This window comes from Serratia sp. A07 (assembly GCF_058725505.1).
Genome location: NZ_JBZXDO010000001.1, coordinates 237,406 through 262,238, shown reverse-complemented (window position 1 = coordinate 262,238; position 24,833 = coordinate 237,406). Strand labels below are relative to the sequence as shown.

Sequence of the window (24,833 nt, the reverse complement as noted above, 5' to 3'; positions counted from 1 at the left end):
CTTACCCTATGTCTTTCAGATCGAAGTGGCCGTTTTCCAGATCCACGTCGGTACGGAACAGAAACTCCAGCGGATAGGGCACGCACCACAGGCGGCCCTTGATTTCGATCGACAGCACGTTGTGCAGCTCCAGCGAGCCGGTGTCCGAGATGCAGCGCACCTGCAGCCCCTCGGGCAAAATGCGCGGTTCGAAATGGAGAATGGACTCGGTCAGCGCGCGCTGAATGTCGAGCCATTCGATATCCGACATGCGCTTGCCCGCCAGCGAGGCGATGCCGTAATTCAGGGTGGAGCGCCGCACTTGCGGAAAGTCGCCGAGATCCAGATTGGATTCGCTGTTGACGCAGTTGAACAGCCACTGCAGATCGCGCAGCACCCGGCGGCGCAGCTCGCTGTGCGACACCAGGTTGCGCACCTGTGCTTCCTGCTTTTTCTGCGGTTCGTCGTCGGTCAGCATGTCGAGCAGCACCGGCTGCATTTTGTCGCGCGACGTCAGGCGCTCGCTGTCCTGACGATAGCGATAGCCCTGGCGGCGCAGATCGCCGCCGTCGTAGTGGGGTGGGCGCTTATCGTTCATGTTCAGGCGCTCGCGTCGAAGCTCAGCTGCCGCAGGCTGTGCAGCGGGAATTCGTCGCTTTCGCTGAGCCAGGTTTTCAGGCCCAGCCCCGCATAGTGGGTGCCGTCGCCCAGCGGTTGCCATTCGGTGCGTTTGCCGAGCAGCAGCGCGTCGTCGCTGCCTTCGGCCAGCGGATAACGGGCGGGCAGTTGGCACACCTGTTCGCGGCCGTCGGTGAGGCGCACCAGCGCGTGGCTCCACACCAGATCGATGGCGCTCTGCGGCGCCTGGAACTGGATCGCGGCGATGTCGGCAAACGGCAGCCAGTAGTAAACGCCGTTCAGCGCCAGCTCGCACACCGGCCCGAGGCGGCCGTCACCGTCGGTCAGCCAGTCGAAACTCAGCTGCCGTTCTTGGTCGCCTTCGGCCAGCGTTAACCGCCCGGCGCCGGCCGGGGCGGCCTCCAGCGCTTCGTCACGCAGCGCCTGGGCCTGTTCGGCTGCGCCTTGCGCATCCTGATGCAGCGCCTGCACCATCAGTTTCAGCCAGGGCTGATCCTGCCGCAGCAGCGCCGGCGCGGCCGTGCCGGCGAACACCGCCTGGCGTTGCAGCTCGGCGTTGACCGACTGCATCAGCAGCAGCGTGGTCGGTTGGGCGATCGGTTTCAGCGCCTGCCAGGATTTCAGCTGCGCGTTGGCGCGCGTCCAGTTGCCGCTCAGGCACAGCAGTTGCACCAGCGCGGCGCGCAGGTCGGCATCCGCCGGTTTTCCCTTGATCTCGTTTTCGACGGCGGTGATGGCCGCGCCGATCGACTGGCCTTGCAACATGCTTGCTAATGATTTCACAGGCTTTCCTTATGATCAGTGAGTGGCGCCGTTAACCGACAGGTAGCTGCCGCTGGCGGGATCGACCCGGTCTGCGGCCAGCTTTTCCACCAGCTTGAAGGTCAGCGGAGCGGGGGCGCTCAGCAGCGGTTGCCAGGCGGTTTGCGCCTGCTGCAGGCGCTGTTTGACCTTGTTCTCGTCGGCGGCATCGACGCGCGGCATTTCAACGATCGCTTCGCCGTTGAACGCCCAGGCGTGCAGCTTCGGTTCGAAGCTCAGCAGCAGGAAGCTGCCCGGCGCCTGCGGGTTACCGCCCAGAACCAGCCGTTGGGCGTTGGCGCTGACGACGGTCAGCGGGCGATCGCCGCCGTTGATCTGCGCCAGCGGATAGCCCTGAAGGAACCACAACGTCGGCGAGAGGGTTTGGCCGCCCTGTTGCAGCGTGACTGCGCCGCTGCCCTGCAGCCAGCCGTCCTCGCCGCAGCGCAGCGCGTCGCCGGCGGGAATGAACAGCGCGCCGCCGTTGGCGTCGTCATGCCAGAAGGTGCGGAAGTGGCAGCCCTGCGGCAGGTTGAAACGCTGAGGCGGCGCGGTGTCCGCCTGCGGAGAGGTCACGGCTACCGCCGCAGGGATCGCCGGCTGCGGCGGGGTTTCCGGCTGCTCGACGGCCTCCTGTTTGACCGCCGGTTTCCAGCCGCGCGCTTTGGCGGCTTCGCCGCTGGCCAGCTTTTCACCGCGCTTGTCGGTCAGCGTCCAGGGCAGGTGGCCGGCTTTCGGGCACTGTTTTTCCAACAGATTGCCGACGCGCGGCAGAAAGTCGTTCAGCACCGCCGGATCTTGGCTTTGCGCCGAGACGATGCGCAGCGGGATGCTCTTGCCGCACCAGCTTTCGGGATTGCTGTTGTTGACGTCATCGATAAACACTTCCAGCTTCTGGCTGGGGGAGTAAACCAGGCGATAGTTCATCGCCTGCGCGGTCGGTACCGCCATCAGGGCGACGAGCCCCGGCATCCAATATTTCATAGTGAACCTTGCTGTGAATGTGCGCTGCTCAGTCGCGGCTCAGAAACCGTTCCGCATCCGCCAGCGAATGCAGCAGGGTGGTTTCCTGCGGTGAGCCAATCCAGACGGCGATAGCGCTGTAGTTATCGCTGTTATTGTTTTTCTTCCATGCCTGCTGCATCAGGGCGATCCACTCGCTGGGGGAGTTGACCATGTGCAGCGACTTTTCCAGTTCGGCCTGGCTGAAGCTGTGCCAGAAGCCGTCGGTGCACAGCAGGAAAACGTCGCCGTCTTCCAGCTGCAGCACGTCGCTGTAGGTGGCGTCGCGCTCTTCGTTTAGCCCCAGCGCGAAATACAGCAGGTTGCTGTTGATGCCGTTGGTCTGATAGCCGGCGTCCTGCATCTGCTGGATCAGGCTGTGGTCGGTGGTGACGGCATGTAGGTAGCCGCGGCGGAACAGGTACAGGCGGCTGTCGCCGGCGTGCGCCCAGTAGGCCAACTGGTAATCGCGATCGATAAACAGGCTGACCAGCGTGGTGCCCATCTTGCTGTATTCGTCCGACTGCCGCTGCTGCTGGTGGATGGCGGCGTTGGCGCGCGTGATGTGCTGACGAATGCTCTGGGCGTTCAGGTGCTTTTCGCCGTCGAAGTTTTGCAAAATAGTGTCGCGCGCCAGTTTGGCGGCGATATCGCCGCCCGGAAAGCCGGCGATGCCGTCGCACACCACGAAGCAGGCGGCGCGGTTGCCGAGCACCTCGCCGGTCTGATCCTGGTTGGAGGCGCGGCCGCCCTGGTTGGAGGTAGAGGCTATGGTGATATTCATTACGCGTCCGGTTTGGTCTGTGAGTCTTTGTATTGATTCACTTCAACGTCATAGGCGTGCAGGAAGGCTTCGCCGAACAGGGTGTGGAAATCGTCCTCGATTTCGCCGGAGGTTTGCTGATAGTTCTTCACGAAGTAGTCCCACAGCGCAGCCTTGCGGTTGGCGGGCAGCGACAGACGCGGCGCCACGCCTTCCTTGCGCGCTTCCTCTTCGAGGCGCTCCGGGTTGAACGACTGCAGCATGGCGGCGATGATGGCGCGGATGCCGGCGATCATCCCCAGCTGGTGCGCCTGCAGGTCGATCAGCGCATCGCGCACCGCCTGCTCCGGCGGCATAAAGCCCGGCATCTGGCTGCCGAACATCTGCATCAGCACCGTTTTGCCCGAAGGCAGCAGCTTGAACGGGTTGTTGGCCTCGTCGAGGATCATGGTCATCTCGGCCTTCACGCCGCGCTTGAGGATCGAGCGGGATGAAAGCAGGGCGACGGTGCCTTGCGAGAACAGGCTCAGCAGGCGGCCGGCCTGGCGGATCTGCCGTTCGTCGAAGTGCGGCTGCGGCTGCAGATCGTCGAGGCCGATGCCTTGCAACAGCGCCGTCAGCAGCGGCCCCTCTAAGGTGTCGCCATTCGGCGCGGCGGCGTGCTGCCGCTGAGCGGACTGGTAGGCGACCGGATCGATGCCCAGGCGGTTGCCCTGGCGCGGGCGCGGCGGCTGCGCAGGCGGTTCCTGCTGGTTGAACTGCGGCACGGGTTGGGGCTGTGGCTCAGGCGTCTGCACGGGTGGTGGCGTCGGCTCTGGGCGTGGCGCTTGCGGTTGTGCGGCTATCGGAGGCGGAGACGGCGGCGCGGGCGGCTGTACCGGCTCGTCCGGCTGAGCCAGCGGCACGGCGCCGCCCATCAGCAGCCCCAGCGGATCGTTGCTGTTTAGCGTCTCGGGCGAGGCGGGCGCTGATGAACCGCCGAACAGCGCCAGCGGATCCAGCTCTTGCTCCGGTTGCTGCACATTCTGAGCCGGGGTTGCCGGCCGCGCTGGCGCAGCCTGCTCCGCCAGCAGCGCGCTGGGGGTGGTATCGGCCAGGATGTGTTCGCGCTCAAAGGTGGTGTCGGTGTTGAACAGCGCCGCCGGATCGGTTTGCTGCTGCTGCAGCTGGCGCAGATCGACATCGCCCGCCAGCTGTGCCAGCGGATCGGCCGGGTTCAGCTCGCGAGCGGGGGTATCCAGCAGCGGGTGGTTGCCAGGATTGGCGACCGGCGGCGGCGTGACGGCGGCCGGCGCATTCGGGGTAAATTCTTCCACCAGGCTGTCCCAGATTTCGTTGGGGATTGGCGCGGCGGATTTTTCTTTGGCGGCGGCTGTTGGGGCCGCAGCAGCGGCAACGGCGGCGGCCTTGGCCACCGGTTGAGCCTGTGGCGCGGCGTGCTGGTGCAGCGCGCTGACTTCAATCTGGTAATCGTCGATGCCGAGCACGTCGCCGTCCTGCAGTTCAACCTGGCGGCCACGTTCCAGCGGAATGTCGTTCAGCAGCACGCGGGTAACGTTGCCGCGGTTGGTGATGCGGCATTCGCCGTCAGCGGAAATATGCACGATCGCCTGCAGGCGGGAAATGGCGCGCTCTTCGTCCGGCAGCACCAGGTTGTTGTCCACGCTGCGGCCGATGGTGCCGCCCGGCGGCAGAAAATCGCAACTGCTCTGCGGCGGAACCTGGCCGCTTTTATTTTTTACAATGGAAAATCGCATAAGGCATTCCTGCTGATAGGGATTGTAGACTGCTTTGGACGTATGTTGATTTAGCCATCTAATCTGATGGCTAACTTCTATTCTTTTCTTTTTTGTAATAGGTGTTTTTTGGTAGTTGAGTTAAGTAGATAAAGGTGAATATCAAACTGCCGTAGCGAATAGAGGCATAGTTATCGTTGCCTAGTGGGTAGAAGAGATTAAGAAAGTCATTCCCGTATGCAAAGATTGAGAGCTGTATAACGCCCATGGCAACCACAATGAGACAGTTGAAAACAAAAAATAGATAATTGTGTTTGCGAGTCGATAATTTTTTTAAGTAATATAATGCCACTAACGTGATGAGTGACAATGAAAAATAGGAAAGTAAGAATCCATATGAGTAAGTTGATAGTGTGACGTCTGGAGTCATGTTAATAATCAATAAATTTTAATTTTCTTGAGTTGATAACTTTATGAAATTGGATTCAACAATCCTGACTATTACTTAGAGTAACGTTTAAAAATGGCTTCAGCTTCACTGGCGTTCTGCAGTGAAAGACAATCTAAAGTATGGTAAGTCCCTTGAACTGAGCCTTGGCTATTTTTATTTGCGTACTGTTCAGCCAGTTTTTCACCTTGTTCAAATGCATCCATCGGCAGTTTACTCAATTCTAAATAGGCGGAAGCGGAACGGAAGGCGTCTTGCTTGGTTCTTTCTGAGTCAGTGGACTTCCCAATGCAGCGGCTGGTTAACCAATTTTTATATAGTGCCTCTTGCGATAAAGCATTGAGCGAGTTTTCAGCAAGGGCTACATGGCTTCCGAGCAGCAGAGGCATTAAAAAGTACGTGTATCTTCTCATCCGAGATAACCTTTGATATGAGCCGTCGTTTGAGCAACTCTGATATCAGTTGTCGTCATTCCCTTGGTACTTCTTGATGATGACTTGCAACGCTTGGCTATGTACAAGATCGATGCACTTTGCCATCGTCATCGGCTCCCCAGACATGCTGTCATAGTGCTTTGCCAGAAATTCTTTTGCCAGCGCCCTGACAGCGGTATGCGCTGCCAGAGAATAATCGCCGAACTCCATGTAACCCCTGGCGGTGGCGGCGGCATCGTTTTTGACTTCTTTTGCTGAGTACCCCTCGGCGATACAAACGCTAAGCGCGTAGTTTTTGAGGTACTCGGCAGGGGAATAACTTTCTTTGGCTTGAGCTGCTTGAGTACATCCCAAAAATATCATGCTTGCAACACACAGGGATTTTATTTTAGTAGCCATATAGATGCCTCGCTGGACTTTGGAAAGTAACAATGATCTGAGCAGGTTGTACCGTTCCATAATGTTGCGTGCCCGCTGGCATCATTCCATCCTGGAACAGTGAAAACCAATATCCCTTTGTCTTTTGAAAAGTCACTGGGGGTAGGGTTTTTTATCGTTTTATCAGGTTTGCCGAATTTATAGCTCAAGAAGTTAATAATATCTCTGACACGATAAATGTACCAATTTTTATCTTTGCCTGAAACGGTCTTCCATGCTCCTCGTTCAACTTTAAAACCAGAGTAATTGAGCGTGTAACTCATGCGTATTGCGCAGGCATTGGTGAATCCTTGCAATGGATCATTGACGCCAAGCTCAATGTTAAGACCTACATTTCCACCGATCTTTTTGCCAACATCAGTAATATCTACGTTTATTTCGCTAAATCGTTGCCACGCTTGCTGGAATGAAGGGCGACTCATTATAACGTCCTCTGTTGATAGATGCCCCTAATCAGGGGCATCTTTGCGGGAAGATTAAGCTTCGCGGTTTTCCTTGATGTTCCAACCTGCGCTGCTTTCGGCGCCTTTGCCGCCTTTGTCGCTCTGCTCCCAGTATTGTTGTTTCACTTTCGCCGCCTGGAAGGAGTAGGTGACGCCCACGGTATCTTCGCCGCCTGCACCGGTGTACTGTACGGCGGTGACCAGCACGTCTTCCAGGGTGATTTTTGCGTATTCAACCTGGCTACCACCCGCCTTACAAACCGACAGCTCAATCTTGGTCAGGTGTTTGCCGCTTGAGCAGTGTTTCAGCAAGGCCGGGGTTGACTTGTCGATCAGCGCGTTGACGTGCAGATCGTTGAAGCACACTTTGCCGGCGCCACCGCCGCCGCCAACGCCCATATTGCCCGGTTGAGAAGCGCCCCAGGAGAAAGAAGTAATGTCGGTCCAGCCTTTGTGATTCGAATCTTTGGATTCGCCGCTGGCACCTTCAACTTTCAGGAACATATCAATAGCCATAGTTTCTTCACTCTTTATTAAGGGTTAACAGTAGTATTAACGTTACGTTGAAAAACTCAGGTAATAGCAGCAGGAATTGCAAGTGTGGTAATGCATTACCAATTTATATCCTTGTGCCATGCACCTTCTTAAATACCGAAAACTATCGGTACGGGTTACCGAGCCACTATTAAGTGCTAATGGCTCAATGCTTAATTATTCCGCGTTATCTTGATTCCACGTGCGATCTGGATTGCCTGCAATGAGCTGTCGGGAAAGCTTGTCCAATTCAGAACTATGGTACAACCGCAGACAGTTCAAGGTGACGCCTTGACTCTTGTCTTTAGTTTCACTGTGAAACTCATTGATTCTGGATTTATATTTTCCGATGAGAACATTGATTTTCTCATCACCTGATTCGATATCGAATGGCATCCATTCTCTCATCGCATTCGCCGTTCTGGCTGCATCAAGAGAGAATGCCTTATCCGAATCGGAGACCTGTGCCAGGCAGCGTGACAATGCCAGTTCTTTTACGACCTGGTGATAAGGCAGCTGTTTGATAAATGCCACAGGATCCTGATTTGGCGCTGCTTGCAACCTTAATGAGGCGATAAGCAAGCATGCAGTTAAACCAAACCTCATGCTTTTACTGGTCAGCCGATGGAACACTAGCTTAATTCCCAAAACCAGACTTCTTTGCAGTTAAAATAGCAATGGGAATGGCAGGTCAATAGCGAGTTTTCTGGTTCGATAAGATCAATGTGTCCGCCATCATAGTTGGTTATTTTATTGAAGAACACGACACCTTTTTTATTGCCGATACCCTTCTCTGCATCTGGAGCATTAAAGAAAATGTTGGCTTTGCCAAAACTACTGGAGCGATGCAACTGATCGGCCAGCAGTTTGGCTCCAGGCTCAATCGTTTTACCCTTATAGGTGCCTTTTTTGATTGGCAGACGGCCTTTGAAGCTGATGCCGGCTTTCAACAGCGCCAGGCTCATGCGGACGGCACAGGTATTGGCATAACCAGGGTTTTGCTTTAGAAGCGTATCAAGCTCATAACCAATCTCGGCGTAAACGGCTTCTGCTGCCAAATATCCCGGGCTAGAGTAATCAGAGGAGTAATGGCTGCTTTTTAGCTGACGATATAAAGGTTTCATGCTTTGCCTCCTTTGCAGGGGAAGCGAGTCGCCAGAGCCTCTTCAATCAGGGGGGCAGCCCTTTCGTGCAGGCGCGCAGCGGGAAGTTTATTAAAGAATTCGAACACAAACTCCTGCAGAGTGACAGTTTGTAGCTGGCTGTATTGGCACCAGCTTTTTCCTTCCGTCGCGTCCAGCACGCCCAGCAAATAAATCCGCGCTTTCTCTTTTTCCTGTTTATCTGCACTGCGATAGAAACGGAAAAAGTCGCTGCCTGGCAGATTGACATCATCGGACGTCAAATGCGCTATCGATGCCTGCTCTGCGAAAGCTGGCGGCGCGGCGGAGAGCGAGCAGACGACAGCCAACAGCGATGCCAGATAAAACCGTTTTGTCTTCATCTTTCTTTCCCTGTGATGAGGTTGATGTATCAGCCAGGCCGCACTCTCGCGGCCTGACTTCAGTCCATCAGGACGCGTCGTTTTGCTTCAGCGAAGGCAGCTTCGACACCAGGCGCAGGGAGACGGTCAGGCCTTCCAACTGGTAGTGCGGGCGCAGGAAGAACTTGGCGCTGTAATAGCCCGGGTTGTCTTCGATCTCTTCCACCTGCACTTCTGCCGCGGCCAGCGGTTTGCGCGACTTGGTTTCCTGCGAGGAGTTGGCCGGATCGCCGTCCACGTAGTTCATGATCCAGTCGTTCAGCCAGCGTTCCATGTCGTCGCGCTCGCGGAAGGAGCCAATTTTGTCGCGCACGATGCACTTCAGGTAGTGCGCGAAGCGGCAGCAGGCGAACAGGTACGGCAGGCGCGCGGAAAGCTGGGCGTTGGCGGAGGCGTCGGCATCGTAGTATTCCGCCGGCTTCTGCAGCGACTGCGCGCCGATAAAGGCGGCGAAGTCGGAGTTTTTGCGGTGCACCAGCGGCATAAAGCCGTTTTTGGCCAGCTCGGCTTCGCGTCGATCGCTGATGGCGATCTCGGTCGGGCACTTCATGTCCACGCCGCCGTCGTCGCTCGGGAAGGTGTGGCACGGCAGGTTTTCCACCGCGCCGCCGGATTCCACCCCGCGAATGGCGGTGCACCAGCCGAACTCTTTGAACGAACGGTTGATGTTGGCGGCCATGGCGTAGGCGGCGTTGGTCCAGGTGTAATTGCCGTGGGTCGCGCCGTCGGTTTCTTCTTCGAAGTCAAACTCGTCCACCGGGTTGGTGCGGATGCCGTAGGGCAGGCGCGCCAGGAAACGCGGCATCACCAGGCCCAGGTAGCGCGCGTCTTCCGACTCGCGCAGGCTGCGCCAGGCGGCGTACTCGGTGTTCTGGAAAATCTTGGTCAGATCGCGCGGGTTGGACAGCTCCTGCCAGGACTCCATCTGCATCACGCTCGGCGCGGTGCCGGCGATGAACGGGCAGTGTGAGGCGGCGCCGATCTTGGCCATTTCGCCCAGCAGCTCTACGTCCTGCGGGCTGTGATCGAAGTAGTAGTCGCCCACCAGGCAGCCGAACGGCTCGCCGCCGAACTGGCCATACTCTTCTTCGTAGACTTTCTTGAAGATCGGGCTCTGGTCCCAGCCCACGCCTTTATAGCGCTTCAGCGTGCGGCCCAGCTCCTGCTTGGAAATGCTCATAAAGCGGATCTTCAGCATCTCGTCGGTTTCGGAGTTGTTGACCAGATAATGCAGGCCGTGCCAGGCGCCTTCCAGCTTCTGAAAGTCGTCGTGGTGAATGATCTGGTTGATCTGCTGAGACAGCTTTTCGTCGATTTCCGCGATCAGCGCCTGGATGGTGCGGTAGGCGTCGGAAGAAACGGTGACGGTGTTTTCCAGCGCCTGTTGCGCCAGGGTTTTCACCGCGTTCTCGACCGCTTCTTTGGCCTGATCGGTCTTTGGCCGGAACTCTTTGTTCAGCAGCGCGCTGAATTCATCGCTGGAAAAAGTCTCGGTGGTCTGCAACGCATTTTGTTGCTGAGGCGAGTTGCTCATCGATTAATCCTCACGCTCGTTGTTGTCGTCGTTAACCGCCGGCTTCGGCGCGTCGGTCAGGGATTGCAGCAGCGCCGGGTTTTGCAGGATCTTGGAGATCAGCTCTTCGGCGCCGTTCTTGCCGTCCATATAAGACAGCAGGTTGGAAAGCTGGGTGCGGGCGTCCAGCAGATTGCCCAGCGAGTCGACCTTGCGGGCGATAGCGGCAGGGGAGAAGTCTTCCATGCTTTCGAAGGTCAGATCGATGTTCAGCTTGCCTTCGCCGGTCAGGGTGTTATCGACCTGATAAGCGACGCGCGGCTTCAGCGATTTCATGCGCTCGTCGAAGTTGTCGACGTCGATCTCCATGAACTTGCGTTCTTCCACGCTGGCTTGCGGATCGACCGCTTTCCCCACCAGATCCGCCATCACGCCCATCACGAACGGCAGCTGGATTTTGCGCTCTGCGCCATAAATTTCGACATCGTATTCAATCTGTACGCGCGGCGCGCGGTTGCGGGCGATGAATTTCTGCCCGCTGCGGGATTTCGAGTTTGACATGATTTACTCCATCTAATGGCGATTGGGAACGCGCCTCGTCCGGCTGGGAGAGTCAGGTTCTGATTCGGGTCTGCGCCGGGGCAGACGGTATCGGATGCGTCAAGAGAACAAAGGTCGGCGGCTAGCTGTTCTCCTCGTGGTCGGGGCGACCGAGAATGGTCTCCAGTTGGTTAAGCCCATCGGGCGCCAAATCGCGGACGATTTGCATAAAGTCCAACGTAATCAGCCGCTGGACCCGATCGATCATCAGCGGCGCCGGGTGGCTCGGCTCATGAAGACGAAAATAGTTTTTCACCTTGTCCAGCATCAGCTGGGCGTCGTCGCGCGACTGGATCTGCGCGCTGCGCCAGTTCAGCGGTGCCGTGGCGTTTTGCATCGCAGCCGGTTGTTGCTGGGCGGCGGTTTCCGGCGGGGCGTCGGGTTCGGCGGCGGCCGGGGCATCGCTCTGGCCGGCGAGCGCCACCAGAGAAAATACCTTGGTCAGCGCGCCCATTTCCGGCAGGGCGCTTTCCCCCAGATGGCGGGTCACTTCACTGCGAATGGCGCCCAGGGTGTGGGCGATGTGCGTCACCAGTGCGCCTTCGGGGCGGCCCTGCTGCGCCAGCTCATCCTGCAACCGTGCGCGGCCGCCGGGAAAGTTGGGGCACTCTTGCTTGCTGCCGTCGAGCAGGGCGCCGGCATCGCGCAGCGAGATTTCACCGGCGGCGCTTTTCAGCAGCGGCGCGGTGCGCACGCTGGCGGCCAGCGCGGCTTTGTCGCCGAGGTCGGCCAGCGCATTGATGCGAAACAGCGGGTCGGCTTCGCCGTCGAACTCCAATGCCGGTTGCAGAGCATCCCAGTAACGGAGTATCGACTGGTGGATCAGCGTCAGCCCGTCGGCGTAGCCCGGCAACCCGCGCAGCTGGGTCCAGGCGCGGGTGAGATACAGCATGACGCGCAGGTCTTTGGTGCGCGCCAGCAGCGAGGTCGCGAGGCGTTCGACCTGCACCCAATCCGGCGCTTCTTCCGGAATGATGGTGCTGCCGAACTGCTGTTCGGCCTTGCCGGTGGCGGCGCGCGCCATTGCCAGAAAGTCGGCGTCGTATTCCAGGTTGTCGCCGCAGGGATTGTCCGCGTCAACCGGGGCCAGCAGGGTATCGGTGTCGATAGCCATAGAATTTCCTTCAACGAACGATGTTAATCAAACATTTGCGGGTACTGGCCGCCGCGGCCGGGGCGTGCCCAGCCGTTGGGCTCGAACAGCAGTGAAAACAGCTGCACGGTGAGGTTGCCGCTGTGCACGTGGGTGTAGAGCGGGTGTCCGTCGGCCTGATTGGTCCACCAGAAGCTGGTGTACTGCGCCGGATCGAAACAGTCGGCGGCCTGTTGCCAGCCGAGACCCGGCACGTCCGGATGCTGAAAACCGATAATCGACAATATCTCGGAATCCGTTTCCGCCGGTGGGCTGGGCAGCGCCGGGATTGCCTGCAGCGTGCGGTCGATCTGTTCGGCGGAGAAGCCGTTGCGCACGCCGTTCAGCAGGGTATGGCCGAGCTGCTGGTACCAGCTCGCCGCCATGTTCAGCTGTTGCGGGCGCCATTCTTGCAGGCTGAACAGGCGTAGCGCGCAGATCGGGTAGCGCCGCCCGACGCGATCGCGCGCCGGCAACAGGCAGCCCATCTGCACGTACGGGCTGCCGAGCGTGGCGGGGATCACGAAGTTCCACACCGGTGCGTTGCTGAACGGGTGGCCGTTTGGCCCCTGCGCATCGCGCTGCAAATTCACCAGCCCGTTATGGAACCAGTGGGCCCAGTTGTTGACCACCGGATCGGGCAGGCGGCGCTGCAGAAAATCGCCGGCGGAAGGAAGTTTTCCGTACCAGCCGAGGCTCGTCGGGGCGCTTGAATCAGTGCTCATGATCATGTCCTTTCGGGGCTACGGGCACGAGAAGGCCGGCAGTTGGAACGGATTACGGATGCTGTTGGGCGTGAACTCCAGCGTGACGCGATGGCCGTCGAGATTGAACGTCGCCTGGCGGCCGAGGCCGCCGGTGCCCGAGGATTGCGCCATGTCCACCAGGCGGTTCAGCGCCCATGGCCCGCTGGTCACCAGGCTGGCGGTGGTGCCGTTGGCCAGCGCCAGCTGCAAATGCACCTGGTTGGTATTGCGGGTGCCCGGCCAGCTGACCACCAGCGGTACCTGAGGGCCATGGCTGTATTTGAACAGTTGGCCGTCGATATCCAGCGTCAGGTTGAGGATGTCGTTATCCATCCGCACCGGCCGCACGGTCACGCGGTACGAGGGCGTCGCGGTACCGTTGGCGAAGAAGGCGTCGCGGATGCGCTGCGCCTGCTGGAACGAACGCAGGATGCCTTCGCCGCCGGGCAGCGTCTTGCCGTCCACGCCGGGAGTAAAGCGCCAGTTGGCGCGGGTGGTGTCGACCTTGCCCTGCAGATTGTCGCGGAAGAAACTGTCCATCAGCCCGCTGTTCGGCGCGAACATGCGCGCCAGATCGTCCGGCGTCACGTCCTGGCGCGCCCGGGCCACCAGCGGATAACGGCCGGCGATCGCCTGGCGGCAGAAGCTGCCGACCTCGAAGCTGATGCGCTTTTTCACGTTCTCCATCTCTTTACGCTGGGTGTCGCTGCTGGCACCGGTCGCCAGCGACAGCAGCATCTGTTTGAACGGCACCGGCAAGCGGCCGGATTCGGCCTGCAGACGCGGGATGATGTCGCTCGGCGGTGCCGACATGCCGCTGTTGGCCGCGCCCTGTACCGCCGTCAGATAGCTGTACAGCTCATCGACCTGCTTCAGCACGCTGTCGAAAGGGATCGCCTTATTGCCTTCGCCCTGGCTTTGCGCCAGCTCCAGCAGCGGCGCGAAGTGCGCCATCACCAGCTGTTCCGGCTGGGCCGACACGTCGCCGTCGGCGTTGGCCGGTCGGTTGGTGAACAGCGCTTCCAGCGTGCGGTTGGCGTTCTGATTCAGTCTGTCTTCGGTTTTGGCCAGCAGCGAACGGGAATCGGCGTCGCTTTTCTCGTCGCGCAGGGTGACGTTTTTGCTGACGTTGACCAGCAGGTTACGCATCGGCGACGGGTTGCCGGAGAGTAGTCGCGCGCTGCTGATGCGCTGGGTCAGGTTGCCGATGTTGGCCAGCTGGATATCTCCCAGCAGCGCATCCCAGGCGCTGATGAAGTCCTGCATGTACAGCTGGCGGATGGTCTTGGTCAAATCGGCGCTCTTCTGCTCCGGCGCCTGGCTGTTCAACACCCAGACGTCTTCCTTGCGCAGCGTGTCGGTCACCGGGTCGATGTTGTCGCTGAACGCTTTCCAGTACCCTTGTGAGGTGAACAGGCCCGGTACGCCGTCGGTCACCGGTTTGCCGCTTTTGCGGCTGAACGCCAGCTCGGTTTGCGGGCCGGCCAAATCGACCAGGCTGACCGGCTTGATGTCGGTCTGTTTCAGCAGCAGACGTTTGAGGCGGCCATAGACGCGCTGCGACAGCGGCGCCCGATTGATGGCGGCCTGCGCCTGCGCCACCAGCGGTTCGTCTTTGGCGTAAGGCGAGGCCTGGATCTGCGTATCCAGCAGTTGGCTCAGGTGCCATTCGATCTGCTGCAGCTGTTTTTGGGTGCTGCCCTGCGGCAGGTTGCGCTGCAGGTTAAGCATCACCCAGGCGCGCAGGAATTTGCCGTCGTACTGCTTTGGCAGATACAGCATCTGATAGGCCTTCAGCGCTTCGTAGCTGAAGTCCGCATCGCCGTGGTTGTCGTTGCGCAGCGTAGTGGCGATCTGTTGCGCCACCTGCGGCAGCAGCAGCTCCTTCAGCGCTTTTTGGTACAGCGCATTGCCGGCGTCGCCCACCTGATCGCCGCGGAACAGCCCCATGCGGTAGGTGAACGGCGGATCGTCCAGCGAAAAGTTCTGGCTGTCCGGCAGGTGCAGCAGGCTATTGAGGAACGGCAGCAGCGAGAACATGTCGCCGTTACCCAACTGCGTCAGGTTTTGCCCCTGGCGCTCGACGCCGGGCACCTTGGCGGCCACTTCCGCCAGATAGGCCTTGTTGTTGCCGTAGCTGGTGAACCAGAGCATCGCCAGCACCGCCAGGATCACCGCCAGCGCGATGTAACCCGCCCAGTGCAGGGCGCGATTGCGGTATTCCCACCAGCGGTTGCTGCCCGCCAGCCCGGATTCCTGGAAGACCACCGATTCCAGCGTCTCTTTCAGGAAGAAGCTTTGGCCTTTGGCTGCCGGGATCGGCGTTTCCTGGCCCACGCTGTCCCAGGCCGCGTTGGCCTGCGCCCCTGAGTTTGCCGTCGGCAGCTGCAGATAGCGGTTCAGCTCGCCCATCACCCGGTCGAACGGCAGGCCTTCCTGCGTGCCGCTGGTGAAATAGATGCCGCGCGGGGTAAAGCGGGTTTCAAAACTGGAGGTGGCGAACACCTGTTCCAGGTATTGACTGAGCAGCGGGCGCAGGGCAGCGAACTCCTGCGGGAACAGATAACTTTCAGCGCGCTGGCGCGCGTCGTGCTCCATCAGCAGCGTATCCGGCAGCGCCGCGTCCAGCCGCTGTTGCAGCAGGGCGTATTGCTGTTCGAAAGCGGCGTTCAGATTAAAGTCCGGCTGCCGCGAGCGCTCGTAAGGGAAGGTGAACCCCCAGATCTGGTCGCGCTGTGCTTTGTCGAAGCTGCCGAAGTAGGCCATAAAGCCGTTGAGCAGGTCGGTTTTTGTCACCAGCACATAGACCGGGAAGTGAATGCCCAACTGCTCGTGCAGTTCGATCAGGCGTTTGCGCAGCGCGCTGGCCTGGGCGGCACGCGCTTCGGCGCTGTCGCTCAGCAGATCGGCCACGCTGATGGTCACCATCACGCCGTTGATCGGCTGGCGGGTGCGGTATTTTTTCAGCAGCGCGACGAAGCTTTGCCACTCGCCGGCATCTTCTTCGCGCTGGCTTTCCTGCGTGGTGTAGCGGCCGGCGGTGTCGAGCAGCACGGCGTCGTTGGTAAACCACCAGTCGCAGTTGCGGGTGCCGCCCACGCCGCGCAGCGCGGCTTTGCCGAAGCGATCCGCCAGCGGGAAGTGCAGGCCGGAGTTGACCAGCGCGGTGGTTTTACCGGCGCCGGGCGCGCCGATGATCACATACCACGGCAACTGGTACAGATATTGGCGGCTGAAGCGGGTCATCCAGCGATGTTTGCCGCCCTCCTGGCCCGGTGCGAAGCGCGCCTTTTTCAGCAGCTGCGCCGCTTCGTCGAAGCGCTGAGCCAGCTGATCGTCTTGTTTAATCTCGGGCTTGCCGTCTTCCGCCGGTACCGCTTCGGCGGCGCGCAGGTTGCTCAGCAGGCGGCTGTTGAACCAGGCGCCGTAAAGGCGCGGGATCAGGCGGCACAGGAACCAGATCAGGTAGATAACGCCGATGGCGATCTGGCGGTTGAGTTCCGGCTCCAGCGGGCGATAGTCGCCGATGGCCACCAGTGGGCCGATCATCCAGATGATGAACGCCAGCGCGGTGATGCCGACAAAGCCCCACAGCAGGCGGCTGGTGATGATGGAGAATAACGTACTGAGCATTACTTTCCGGTTCCTTGCGGCAAGCCGTTGATTTCCGCCTGGGTATTTTCCGGGGCGACCAACAGCGTAATTTCTACCCGGCGGTTCAACGCGCGGTTCACTTTGTTATCGTTCGGCGCGACGGGGTTGCTTTCGCCGCGGCCCTCGGCCTTGACCCGCTGCGGGTTGGCGAGGTGCTTTTGCAAGCGGGCGCTGACCGCTTCGGCGCGCGCCAGCGACAGCTCCCAGTTGGAGGCGAAACGGGCGCTGCGGATCGGCACGTTGTCGCTGTAGCCGGTGACCAGGATCTTGCCGCTGACGCTGTTCATGGCGGCGGCGATGCGGTCGATGACCGGAATATAGTTGGCGCGCACCGTGGTGGCGGCGGAGTCGAACAGCCCGTCGCCTTTGAGGATCACCACGCTTTGCTGCGCTTCGTCGCGCACCACCACCAGCCCTTCGGCGATCTCTTTGCGCAGGAAGCTTTTCAGGCTCAGCGTCGGCGGCGCGGCCGGCGCCGGGTTACCGATCGCCACCTGCGGCAGATTGGTTTGGTAAATCGCCGCCAGCACCGGGCTGGTGTTGTCGCCCAGCCGCCAGTTGAGGGCGATGAACAGCAGCGAAGCCAGGAAGCCGGTCAACGCCACGCAGGCCCACAGCGGCACCAGCGGGCGCCACAGCTTCTGCTGCACCGGCAGATCCAGCGCATGAGGCGACAGCGGCGGGGCATAACCGCCGCGCACCGACCGGATCAGCTGCAGCAGGCGCTGCTTCATGGTTTCCAGCTGCGAGCGGCCGTTTTCCATCACTCGGTAGCGGCCTTCAAAGCCCAGCAACAGGCAATAATTGATCAGCTCCAGCAGGTTGATGTGCTCGCGCGGGCTTTGCGACAGTTTGGCCAGCAGCTGGAAAAACTTCTCGCCGCCCCAGGTTTCGTTATGGAAGGTCACCAGCAGCCCGCTGCCGGACCACACGCTGTTGCTGCCCCACGGGGTCAGCGCCGCCGCTTCATCCAGCGCGGTGCACAGGCAATAACGCGCGCCGATGATCACTTCGTACGGCAGGTTGGCGCGTTGGCCACGGATCTCGAAGCGGCGCATTTCGTCGATCAGCTGTTGGCGCAGCTGCGCCGGGTTGGCGTGCGTGGCCGACTGGCGGATCTGCGAAATGGCGTTCAACAGCGGGTTGGCGGCGTCCACCAGCGGATTGGCCGCCGGCGCCATGCTATTTTCCTGAGTCATAGGTTACCGGTCCGTATGGCTGCGAATCGCCCAAAATTCCATGTCCAGCCCCGGGAATTCGCCGGCCAGGTGCAGGGCGAAGGCGCTGGATTTTTCCATCTGTTTCCACAGGTCGCCGCCTTTTTCCAGCTCGAAGTAGGTGTAGCCGGCGTGATAGGGGATCTGGCGCGGCGCGGCGGGCATGGTGCGCAAACCGATGCCCGGCAGCTGCAGCTGCACCAAATCGCGGATGCGGGTGACTGGGGCGATCTTCATCTGCGCCGGGAAATGGGTCAGCAACACCTCGGCGGCCACGTCGGCGCGCACCGCCAGTACGAAGCCGAAATCGCGCATCATTTTGGCGTCCTGCACGGTGGCGACGTTCAGCCCGTGGGAGCGTTCGACCAGCGTCAGCTGAATGGCGTTGTCTTCCAGCACCACCGACAGCCCCTGACGCAGCAACAGCATCAGCTTGCCGAAGCACAGCGCCAGGTTGTCGTGGTCATACACCGGCAGGCGCCCTTCCGGGGTGCGCTGCGCCGAGAAGCTGGCGAGCTCGGTGGCGAACTGCAGCCAATCGGCGAACAGACGCTCCGGGTGCAGATGGTCGAGGTGGTAGGCGTGGCTCACCTGGCCAAGATGGCGGTTGATCAGCTGCAGCAGCATGAAATCGACCATTTCGGAACTGCCGCCGCGGCCCGGCTGCAGCAGGCGCTGGCTCATCTGCTGGCTGCGCTGTTGCAGCAGGCCCTGCAGATCGTTGATGAAGGTTTTCAGGACCGGGTTGCCCTGGCAGTTCAGCATCGGCGGGATCTGCGCGGTATCGAGGCGCAGGCTGTTGTCGCCGCGTTTTTCCAGCACGCGGGTCACGCCGAGCGCGGTCCATTCGGCGTTGAGTTCGCTCTCCAGCATCAGCCGCAGGCGCAGGCGGCCGAACTGCAGCGCCGCGCTGCCCACCGAGACGGCGTTGAGATCGTCGACTTCGTTCTCGTAAGCCAGATAGCGCGCCAGCGCCTCCGGGCTTTCCTGAAAGATCACGTCTTCACGCCCCGCGCGATAGGTCGGCAGGGCCAGCACCACGTTTTCACCGGTCTTGTTTTCGGCGATGGTCAGCGGCGCGGGTGCCTGCTGGGCGCCGGCGAAGCGAAACGGCGTGCCGTCCGGCATGATACCGCTGGCGGCGTTGAGCGCAATCTTGCCCTGGCGCAGCAGCGTTTGGTCCAGATCCAGGGTCAGGAACCCCCAGAAACAGCCGCTGTGGGCCTGGCCCCAGTTGCGCATATAGCCTTCGAGATAGTTTTCCGCCTGCTGGAAATGGTGAGGGCGCAAAAACATTCCCTCAGTCCAGACAACCTTATGAGCATCTTTCATCATCACACCTATAGTTACTTCGCTTCAGCGCAGCGGTAGGTCAGTCGACCTTTTTTACGGGGCGCAGGCCATTCACGCCCGCGACGATATGCGCTTCCAGCTCATCCGGCGAGAATTGCCATACCTTGTAGAAATTGGTTTCGGTGGGTTCCGGCAGCGGCAGTGAAATGCGCCAGGTCTTGCCGTCCAGATTTTGATACTCGGCGATTACGCCGATGTAGCGCGCATCCAACGCGCTTTGCCCGCCGAGCTTCTTGCCGGTCTGGCCCGGCGTCAGGAAGAACTGATCGCTGTCCAGCAGGCTGTTGCCGAGCACGCTTTTGGCGTCGTTTTGCAGACTGAAGAAGTCGGCATCCATAAATTCCGCATCCGAACGCAGCAGCAGCACGCGGATTTTGATCGGCGCCGGTTGCGCGCCGGCGGCAGCATTGACCTGGCGATCGGCATCGAACACCAGGCTGTAACGCGACGGCACGCTTTTGGCGGAAGACATACAGCCGCCGAGCGCCAACGCGCCCAGCAGCAGAAACAGCATCCCGCACCAGCGGGAAGCGATAGGGGTCGTCATCATGGGAATCTCGTCGCCCGCAGGCGTGCTGACTACTGGAGGATCCAGGTAGCTGAACCGGCGTTTTTACACGCCTTGCTGTCGCCGCCGACTTTGACGCAGTCCTGTTTAGCGGCGCGTGCGCGGCGCGGCAGATCTTTGCGCAGCGTCGATTTGTAGCGCGCTTCCGGTACGCCGGCGTTGGCCTGGATATACCCCACCAGATCGCCACCGCGGATAGCGGAGATCGCCAGCCAGTTGTTTTCCACTTCGCCCAGCGCGTAGAACGCGGCGGCGTTGTCCAGGCTGCCGACGGCGGTGCCGGTATAATTCGGGCTGCTCATGATGCTGGCGGCGTACAGGCTGCGGTACTCCTCACCGATCGGCTTGAACTGCTTCGGCGCGCTCACCGCGGCGCGGTGCTGCAGCGTGACGCCGTTGACTTCACTGCTGACGATAGCGTCGTTATTGAGCGCCGGCGGCGGTGGCGGCGGGGTGGAACAACCGGCAAGCGTCAGGGCGGTCAACAGCGTCAGGGTAATCCGTGTTTTCACAATGTCCTCTTTTCTTGATTGAATGGCTGTGTAATAAGGCGCCGTCATCAGGGCGCAAGCAGCAACACTTTTAATTGGCTCGGCACGATGCGCATGCCGAGCGCGTTGGTGGAATTCTGCAGGCTGAGGCTGGTCAGCCGGGTGGCCGGGGTGCCTTTGAGCAATACGGTAAAGGCGCCGGTCAGGTGGCGGGACGGCCCCATCACCGTCCCGGAAGCGACGCCGGTGGCCACGCCGGGGTTGTCGCCGTTGGTCAGCGGCGTCACCGTCGCCATGTTGTGCGCCGGGGTGCCGACGAACAGAATGTTGAACGCATTCGGGATGGCGGTCGGCGCCAGGGCGATATCCGGGTAGGGCACGGGCACCGGCGCCGGGCTTGGCGTCAGACAGACGTCGGGAAACGCCAGGTCCACGCCGATCATTTGGCTGTTGGCAAACATAAAAGGCCTCCGCAGGTTATCCGACGTGGATTTGTTCCGAATCCAGCTTGGTGATGTCTTTTGAGGTAATGAGCGTGTTGCGGGCATGAATGCGGGCGTAATCTTCCGCCTGATAATCCAGCTGCCCGGCGCGCACGTGCTCGGTTTGGCGCACTTTGCGGAACAGCGAATGGCTGATCTGGCTGACCGAATGCCACAGCGACTCGCAGCGCTTGCCGACCAGGCGGCTGATACTGACGAAGGCCGACAGTTCCTCGCCGCTGTATTTCATCTTGTCGACGTGGCAGTCGCCGCTGTTGGCCTGCAGCGTCATGGCGTCGCCGCTCAGCTTTAGCGCCTGCGCGCTGTGCAGCGACAGCGAACCGCTCGGCGTTTCAATTTGCAGATCGCCTGTGACGCAGAGCCGCGCTGCGCTTTGCGGCTCTGCACGTTCGAGAACGGCGATCGCCCACAGCTGGTGGCCGCAGCCGGCGACCAGCACGTTATCGCCGAGGGCCGGCGTCAGCAGGCAGCTCGCCGCCCGGCGGCAATGCCAGCCGCGGCCTTCGCACTCCACCACCAGGCTGCCGTCCGGCAACAGGTTGACGACCTGGCCGGCGGCCTGCTGGGGCGGTGCGATGTTGACGGCGCGAGTTGTGTTGGCAACGCTCATGGTGATCCCCTCGTGAAGTGGTCAATGCATTCAGATTCGGCTCTGGCGCTGTGCGCTCCAGGTTTCGGCGGCGTGCAGTTCTTCGTCGCGCTCGAGAATTCCGCTGCGATCGCCCCAGCGCGTTTGCTGCTGGTGGGCGCGGTGCATGCGGGTGCGCATAAAGCGCGCGCGCCGGAAATCGGCGGCGCCGATGTCGGCATAACAGAAATCGGCGTAGGTCAGGTCGCTGTCGCTGAAATCACAGCGTGCCGCACGGCTGCGCTGGAACACGCATTGATACAGGCGCGCCTGGCTGAAGTTGGCGGCATCCAGCGTCGCTTCGCTGAAGATCGCCTGATCGAACTGCCCGCTGCGGCACTGCGCCTGAGTCAAATTGGCCTCCAGCCACAGCGACTGCTGCGCTTGCACGCCCGTCAGGTTGGCACGCCGCAGCGAAGCGCCCTTGAAATTGCTCTGGCGCAGCGTCGCCTGGCTGAAATCAACGTCGTCCAGTTGGTTATCGGTAAACTGGCAGGCGATGAGGCGCTGCCCGGCGTAACTTTTGCCGCGATGGTCACATTCGAAAAACGTGACGCGGTCGAAATCTACCCCTTCAAACTCGGTTTCACAGAGGTTTAATCGAAAGAACGTGACAAGGGATAGCCGCGCATGATTCAACGCGGCGCCGTCGAGCGGGCTTTCGTAAAAGGTGGTGCGATCGTGCTGAGTGGCGGAAAAGTTCGCGCCGGCCAATTGGCATGACATCCAGTGGCTTTGATTGAGCGGCAGTCGGCTGAAGTCGCTCTGTTCAAGCCGGCAGGCGTTGAACATCGTCAGTTCGATATGGCTCTCGCAGAAGCGGCCGCCCGGCATGGCGCACTGATTGAAGGCCGTTTGCTTCAGGTTCGCTCGTGCAAATTGCGCGTGTTCGAGTCGGCAATCGCTGAAGACGCTGTCGCGCAGATCGCAATCGGAGAAGTTCACGCCGCTCAGGTTCAACTCGTTGAACATGCCGCCGGCCAAATCCATACCGGCGAATGACAGGCCGTGCAAATCCTCACCGGCAATCAGCTCGCCGCGTTTCACGCGCTGGCGTATCTGCTCAGGTTTTGAGGTCATACTTCCTTCCCGTTATGGCGAGGCAATGTTTTCACCCTGGCGGTATAGGCACCGTCGAGCCGGGTCGCCCGATCCACCTGCGACTGCGACAAATCGGCCCGGAACAGATTGGTGCCATGCAGGTCGGCACCTGACAGCACGCATTTTTGCAGGATCGCCGCGATGAAATTGGCGTCGCGCAGGTTGGCCTGGGACAGATCGCTGCGAATGAACAGGCTGCCGCTGCCGTTGGCCTGACGGAAATCGGCCTCGTTCAGCTGGGTTTCCGACAGGTCACAATTATCGAGGCGCGCACGGCTGAAATTAGCTCGCTGCAACGGCATTTGGCGCAAATTGCACTGGTTCAGCGTCGCGTCGCTGAAATCCGCCTGCGGCAACAGCGTCTTCGCTGCGAAGGCGCAGGCGGTGAGGCGTGCGGCGCGGAAGCTGAGGCTTTGCGTCTCGGTATCAACCCAGGCGCAGCTCTCCAACCGCGCCCGATCGAAGTTCACCGCCAGCAGCCGGCATTTGATGAAGCTGACTTTGTCGAGCCGGGCGTGGCTGAATATCAGCTGCTCCAGCTGCAGTTCCATCAACGTAATGTTGGCCAGCGTGGCGCGGTTGAAGTCACACTGCCCGAGCAAGGTTTCGTATCCCAGCAAATCGCGCAATGACGCCATCGTGAAATCGCAGCGTTGAAACAAGGTTTGTTGAATGTTGGTTTCGTGCAGCTGCGCGCCGCCGAAATCCGTCGCTTCGCATTTAGCCAGGGCCAAAGAGGCGTGGCTCAGATCCGCCTGCTGCAAGACGGCGCCGCTGAGATCGGCGCGCGCCAACATCGCCTCGCGAAGGTCACAGCCCACCAACCGGGTTTGGCGCAGATTGGCGTTTTCCAGCAACGTGCCGCGCAAGGTGGCATGGCTGAGGTCCATGCCGGACAGATCGGCGCCGGTGAGGTCCAGGCCGCTGAGATCTTTATCGCGCTGCATCGCAGCGGTGACGCGTTGGCGAATGATGTGCGCCAGATCGCCGCTTAAACGCAGCGCCGGGTTTTGCGCCTGTGCCGACATTAAATACATCTGGTGCAGCGCGCGCTCGCTTTCCCCCAGCTGCTTGTCGCTAAACGCATCGGGGCGTTGACGCGCCTGTTGAAACAGCTGGTCGCGCTGCTGTTGGTAGCTTTCCGCGCCGGAAAGGTCGGCGGGGCCTGGGCCGTCAATATCAATGCCGTTTGCCTGCGCGCCATCAAGGATTTCACGGTAATGCGCTTCAGCGCGCTGTTCGATGCCGTCGACAAACTCGGCCAACTTCTCCAAAGAGGGCATCGGTTCCGCTGGCGGCGCGGGAAACATGTCGTCGATGTCTCGGCCTTCGCGCTGCAGACGTTGGCGGTGTTGTTCGCGTTGGTGATGTTCGTAGGCGGCGATGTTTTCCACCATCGGGCTTTGCTGCGTCGGCGTTTCCGTATCCAGCCAGGGGCCGATACAGCACTCCGGCAGCAAATCTTTTTCACGAAAAGCGTGCAGAGCGCCATGCTCTTTATCAAGCCGCTGATCGAGCACCTGCCGATAATGAGCGACGCTGCGGCTTTTACCCTCAATTTCCAGCGCCGGCATGAGCTGCATGACGTCTGCGGCATCGTCTTCATTGATGGGAAGGCTGCCCTGGTAGATCAACAGCATTTGTTCGCGATGGGGAAAGAACCACACGGTGGTGTGGCGCATCGTGATTTCCCCGAAATGTGCTTCGCCGCCGCGCAGCCGGTTGATGAAGCAGCGTGCGCGCCACGGTGGTAAATGCCCTTGCTGCATCGGCTCCGACGGATGCATGTTCCATATCCGGTAGGCGGCTTGGGGCGGCAGAGCGTCGCGCTGGGCAAACTGCTGATCGCCGTCCGCCATGTTGAACAGGCGCCAGTCGATGTCGTTGGCGAAGCCGGGAAAGCCGTTTTTCAACCAGTCGGCGTCGTAGTTTTTACCAATGCGGGAGAAGCGACGCGGCCAGGTGATATCCAACGCGTCAAAGCTTGCCGGTTGTGCGCTATGCCGAGGCGACGTAAGGCGCCCCTGCAGCGGCTCGACATTGGGTAGGCGATGGATACGGCCTTGCGGAAATGTTTCTGGAGTGGCGCCGATGCCGTGTGGATTATCGGCGAACTGGGTGCCGCCGTAAGCCCGGCGCCAGTCCAGACGCATTTCTGCAAAAGGAAGGGGAGTGGAGGGACGATCGTTGATCCAATGGCGATCGCCGAAAACCACCAGCGTTTTCTCCAGCGAATCCAGCTGGATCTTCACGGCGCAGGCGGTTTTGTCTTGCTGATGGTGGGTGTAGGCGTTGCCGGTGGCGAGAAACTCCGCACAGGCTTTCGGGATAGCCAGGTCGAGCACGCCGCCGCTCAACGTGAGTTCTTCGGCAGCCAGCTGCCACAGCTCCGGTTCGGGGCGCAGGCGCGGGGAAGCCCCCATATCGGCCAAGGCCAAAACGGAAACGCCCAGATGATTTTGCCCTTGCCAAGAGAAGGGGCGATGAAGCGCGCTGAGGCGCAGAGGTTTTACGACTTTCATTGTGTGTGTAAAGCTTCCTGTGGATATCAGCCGGCAGCCAGGCTG

At 60.4% G+C, this 24,833-nt stretch carries 25 protein-coding genes; all 25 read right to left on the bottom strand.

Annotation, left to right across the window (positions count from 1 at the left end):
• Position 1: 1 nt before the first annotated feature.
• The 25 genes from AC4PR2_RS01330 to AC4PR2_RS01210 all read right to left on the bottom strand — a co-directional run bounded on the left by AC4PR2_RS01330 (position 2) and on the right by AC4PR2_RS01210 (position 24,788).
• On the bottom strand, positions 2-577 hold the full coding sequence (locus tag AC4PR2_RS01330) for a type VI secretion system baseplate subunit TssE (protein WP_038876749.1): 576 nt from the start codon (positions 575-577) through the stop codon (positions 2-4).
• 2 nt (positions 578-579) lie between these two features.
• Positions 580-1,401 carry a type VI secretion system accessory protein TagJ gene (locus AC4PR2_RS01325; RefSeq protein WP_072271002.1) on the bottom strand — a complete coding sequence of 274 codons (822 nt, stop codon included), beginning with the start codon at positions 1,399-1,401 and terminating at the stop codon, positions 580-582.
• Between the two features lie 15 nt (positions 1,402-1,416).
• Complete coding sequence (locus tag AC4PR2_RS01320; RefSeq protein WP_492174836.1) at positions 1,417-2,403, bottom strand: type VI secretion system-associated protein; 987 nt, start codon at positions 2,401-2,403, stop codon at positions 1,417-1,419.
• Positions 2,404-2,431: 28 nt separating this feature from the next.
• Entirely contained in the window at positions 2,432-3,205 is a 774-nt protein-coding gene (locus AC4PR2_RS01315) for a PP2C family protein-serine/threonine phosphatase (RefSeq protein WP_492174835.1), read from the bottom strand.
• Positions 3,205-4,941: a type VI secretion system-associated FHA domain protein TagH gene (tagH, locus tag AC4PR2_RS01310; protein WP_443014404.1), complete on the bottom strand. Its 1,737-nt coding sequence runs from the start codon at positions 4,939-4,941 to the stop codon at positions 3,205-3,207. Before tagH ends, AC4PR2_RS01315 begins: the two co-directional genes overlap by 1 nt.
• Before the next feature lie 480 nt (positions 4,942-5,421).
• Positions 5,422-5,781 (bottom strand): T6SS amidase immunity protein Tai4 family protein, encoded by a 360-nt coding sequence (locus tag AC4PR2_RS01305; protein WP_197795206.1) that lies wholly within the window; start codon positions 5,779-5,781, stop codon positions 5,422-5,424.
• Positions 5,782-5,826: 45 nt separating this feature from the next.
• Positions 5,827-6,165 carry a T6SS amidase immunity protein Tai4 family protein gene (locus AC4PR2_RS01300; RefSeq protein WP_492174856.1) on the bottom strand — a complete coding sequence of 113 codons (339 nt, stop codon included), beginning with the start codon at positions 6,163-6,165 and terminating at the stop codon, positions 5,827-5,829.
• Positions 6,166-6,185: 20 nt separating this feature from the next.
• Positions 6,186-6,665, bottom strand: coding sequence for a type VI secretion system amidase effector protein Tae4 (locus AC4PR2_RS01295; RefSeq protein ID WP_154632671.1), 480 nt, complete (start codon positions 6,663-6,665; stop codon positions 6,186-6,188).
• Between the two features lie 51 nt (positions 6,666-6,716).
• Positions 6,717-7,199 carry an Hcp family type VI secretion system effector gene (locus AC4PR2_RS01290; RefSeq protein ID WP_038876771.1) on the bottom strand — a complete coding sequence of 161 codons (483 nt, stop codon included), beginning with the start codon at positions 7,197-7,199 and terminating at the stop codon, positions 6,717-6,719.
• Between the two features lie 195 nt (positions 7,200-7,394).
• Complete coding sequence (locus AC4PR2_RS01285) at positions 7,395-7,823, bottom strand: T6SS amidase immunity protein Tai4 family protein (protein ID WP_197795348.1); 429 nt, start codon at positions 7,821-7,823, stop codon at positions 7,395-7,397.
• A gap of 26 nt (positions 7,824-7,849) precedes the next feature.
• Entirely contained in the window at positions 7,850-8,341 is a 492-nt protein-coding gene (locus AC4PR2_RS01280) for a T6SS effector amidase Tae4 family protein (RefSeq protein WP_060420731.1), read from the bottom strand.
• The gene (locus AC4PR2_RS01275; RefSeq protein ID WP_060420734.1) at positions 8,338-8,721 is read right to left on the bottom strand and encodes a Rap1a/Tai family immunity protein; all 384 of its coding nucleotides are present in this window, start codon (positions 8,719-8,721) and stop codon (positions 8,338-8,340) included. The genes AC4PR2_RS01280 and AC4PR2_RS01275 overlap by 4 nt, the downstream gene beginning before the upstream one ends.
• Before the next feature lie 67 nt (positions 8,722-8,788).
• Positions 8,789-10,294 (bottom strand): type VI secretion system contractile sheath large subunit, encoded by a 1,506-nt coding sequence (gene tssC / locus AC4PR2_RS01270; protein ID WP_019452990.1) that lies wholly within the window; start codon positions 10,292-10,294, stop codon positions 8,789-8,791.
• A 3-nt stretch (positions 10,295-10,297) separates the two neighbouring features.
• A complete protein-coding gene (gene tssB / locus AC4PR2_RS01265) occupies positions 10,298-10,834 on the bottom strand; it encodes a type VI secretion system contractile sheath small subunit (RefSeq protein ID WP_047730442.1) in 537 nt (178 codons plus the stop codon).
• Between the two features lie 121 nt (positions 10,835-10,955).
• The gene (gene tssA / locus AC4PR2_RS01260; RefSeq protein WP_060420740.1) at positions 10,956-11,987 is read right to left on the bottom strand and encodes a type VI secretion system protein TssA; all 1,032 of its coding nucleotides are present in this window, start codon (positions 11,985-11,987) and stop codon (positions 10,956-10,958) included.
• 23 nt (positions 11,988-12,010) lie between these two features.
• Positions 12,011-12,730 (bottom strand): type VI secretion system-associated protein TagF, encoded by a 720-nt coding sequence (gene tagF, locus AC4PR2_RS01255; protein ID WP_060420743.1) that lies wholly within the window; start codon positions 12,728-12,730, stop codon positions 12,011-12,013.
• 18 nt (positions 12,731-12,748) lie between these two features.
• Positions 12,749-16,384, bottom strand: coding sequence for a type VI secretion system membrane subunit TssM (gene tssM / locus AC4PR2_RS01250; RefSeq protein ID WP_492174834.1), 3,636 nt, complete (start codon positions 16,382-16,384; stop codon positions 12,749-12,751).
• Positions 16,384-17,586: a DotU family type VI secretion system protein gene (locus tag AC4PR2_RS01245; RefSeq protein ID WP_080353984.1), complete on the bottom strand. Its 1,203-nt coding sequence runs from the start codon at positions 17,584-17,586 to the stop codon at positions 16,384-16,386. Before AC4PR2_RS01245 ends, tssM begins: the two co-directional genes overlap by 1 nt.
• A 21-nt stretch (positions 17,587-17,607) precedes the next feature.
• Positions 17,608-18,954: a type VI secretion system baseplate subunit TssK gene (gene tssK / locus AC4PR2_RS01240; protein WP_033638522.1), complete on the bottom strand. Its 1,347-nt coding sequence runs from the start codon at positions 18,952-18,954 to the stop codon at positions 17,608-17,610.
• 40 nt (positions 18,955-18,994) lie between these two features.
• A complete protein-coding gene (gene tssJ / locus AC4PR2_RS01235; protein WP_060439705.1) occupies positions 18,995-19,525 on the bottom strand; it encodes a type VI secretion system lipoprotein TssJ in 531 nt (176 codons plus the stop codon).
• A 29-nt stretch (positions 19,526-19,554) separates the two neighbouring features.
• A complete protein-coding gene (tagV, locus tag AC4PR2_RS01230) occupies positions 19,555-20,055 on the bottom strand; it encodes a type VI secretion system accessory protein TagV (RefSeq protein WP_019452982.1) in 501 nt (166 codons plus the stop codon).
• A gap of 47 nt (positions 20,056-20,102) precedes the next feature.
• Positions 20,103-20,495, bottom strand: coding sequence for a DUF4150 domain-containing protein (locus tag AC4PR2_RS01225; RefSeq protein WP_004934933.1), 393 nt, complete (start codon positions 20,493-20,495; stop codon positions 20,103-20,105).
• Between the two features lie 16 nt (positions 20,496-20,511).
• Positions 20,512-21,147 (bottom strand): DUF3540 domain-containing protein, encoded by a 636-nt coding sequence (locus AC4PR2_RS01220; RefSeq protein WP_060420752.1) that lies wholly within the window; start codon positions 21,145-21,147, stop codon positions 20,512-20,514.
• A gap of 30 nt (positions 21,148-21,177) precedes the next feature.
• Complete coding sequence (locus AC4PR2_RS01215; protein ID WP_443014402.1) at positions 21,178-22,245, bottom strand: pentapeptide repeat-containing protein; 1,068 nt, start codon at positions 22,243-22,245, stop codon at positions 21,178-21,180.
• Positions 22,242-24,788 (bottom strand): DUF2169 family type VI secretion system accessory protein, encoded by a 2,547-nt coding sequence (locus AC4PR2_RS01210; protein ID WP_492174833.1) that lies wholly within the window; start codon positions 24,786-24,788, stop codon positions 22,242-22,244. Before AC4PR2_RS01210 ends, AC4PR2_RS01215 begins: the two co-directional genes overlap by 4 nt.
• Positions 24,789-24,833 lie beyond the last annotated feature (45 nt).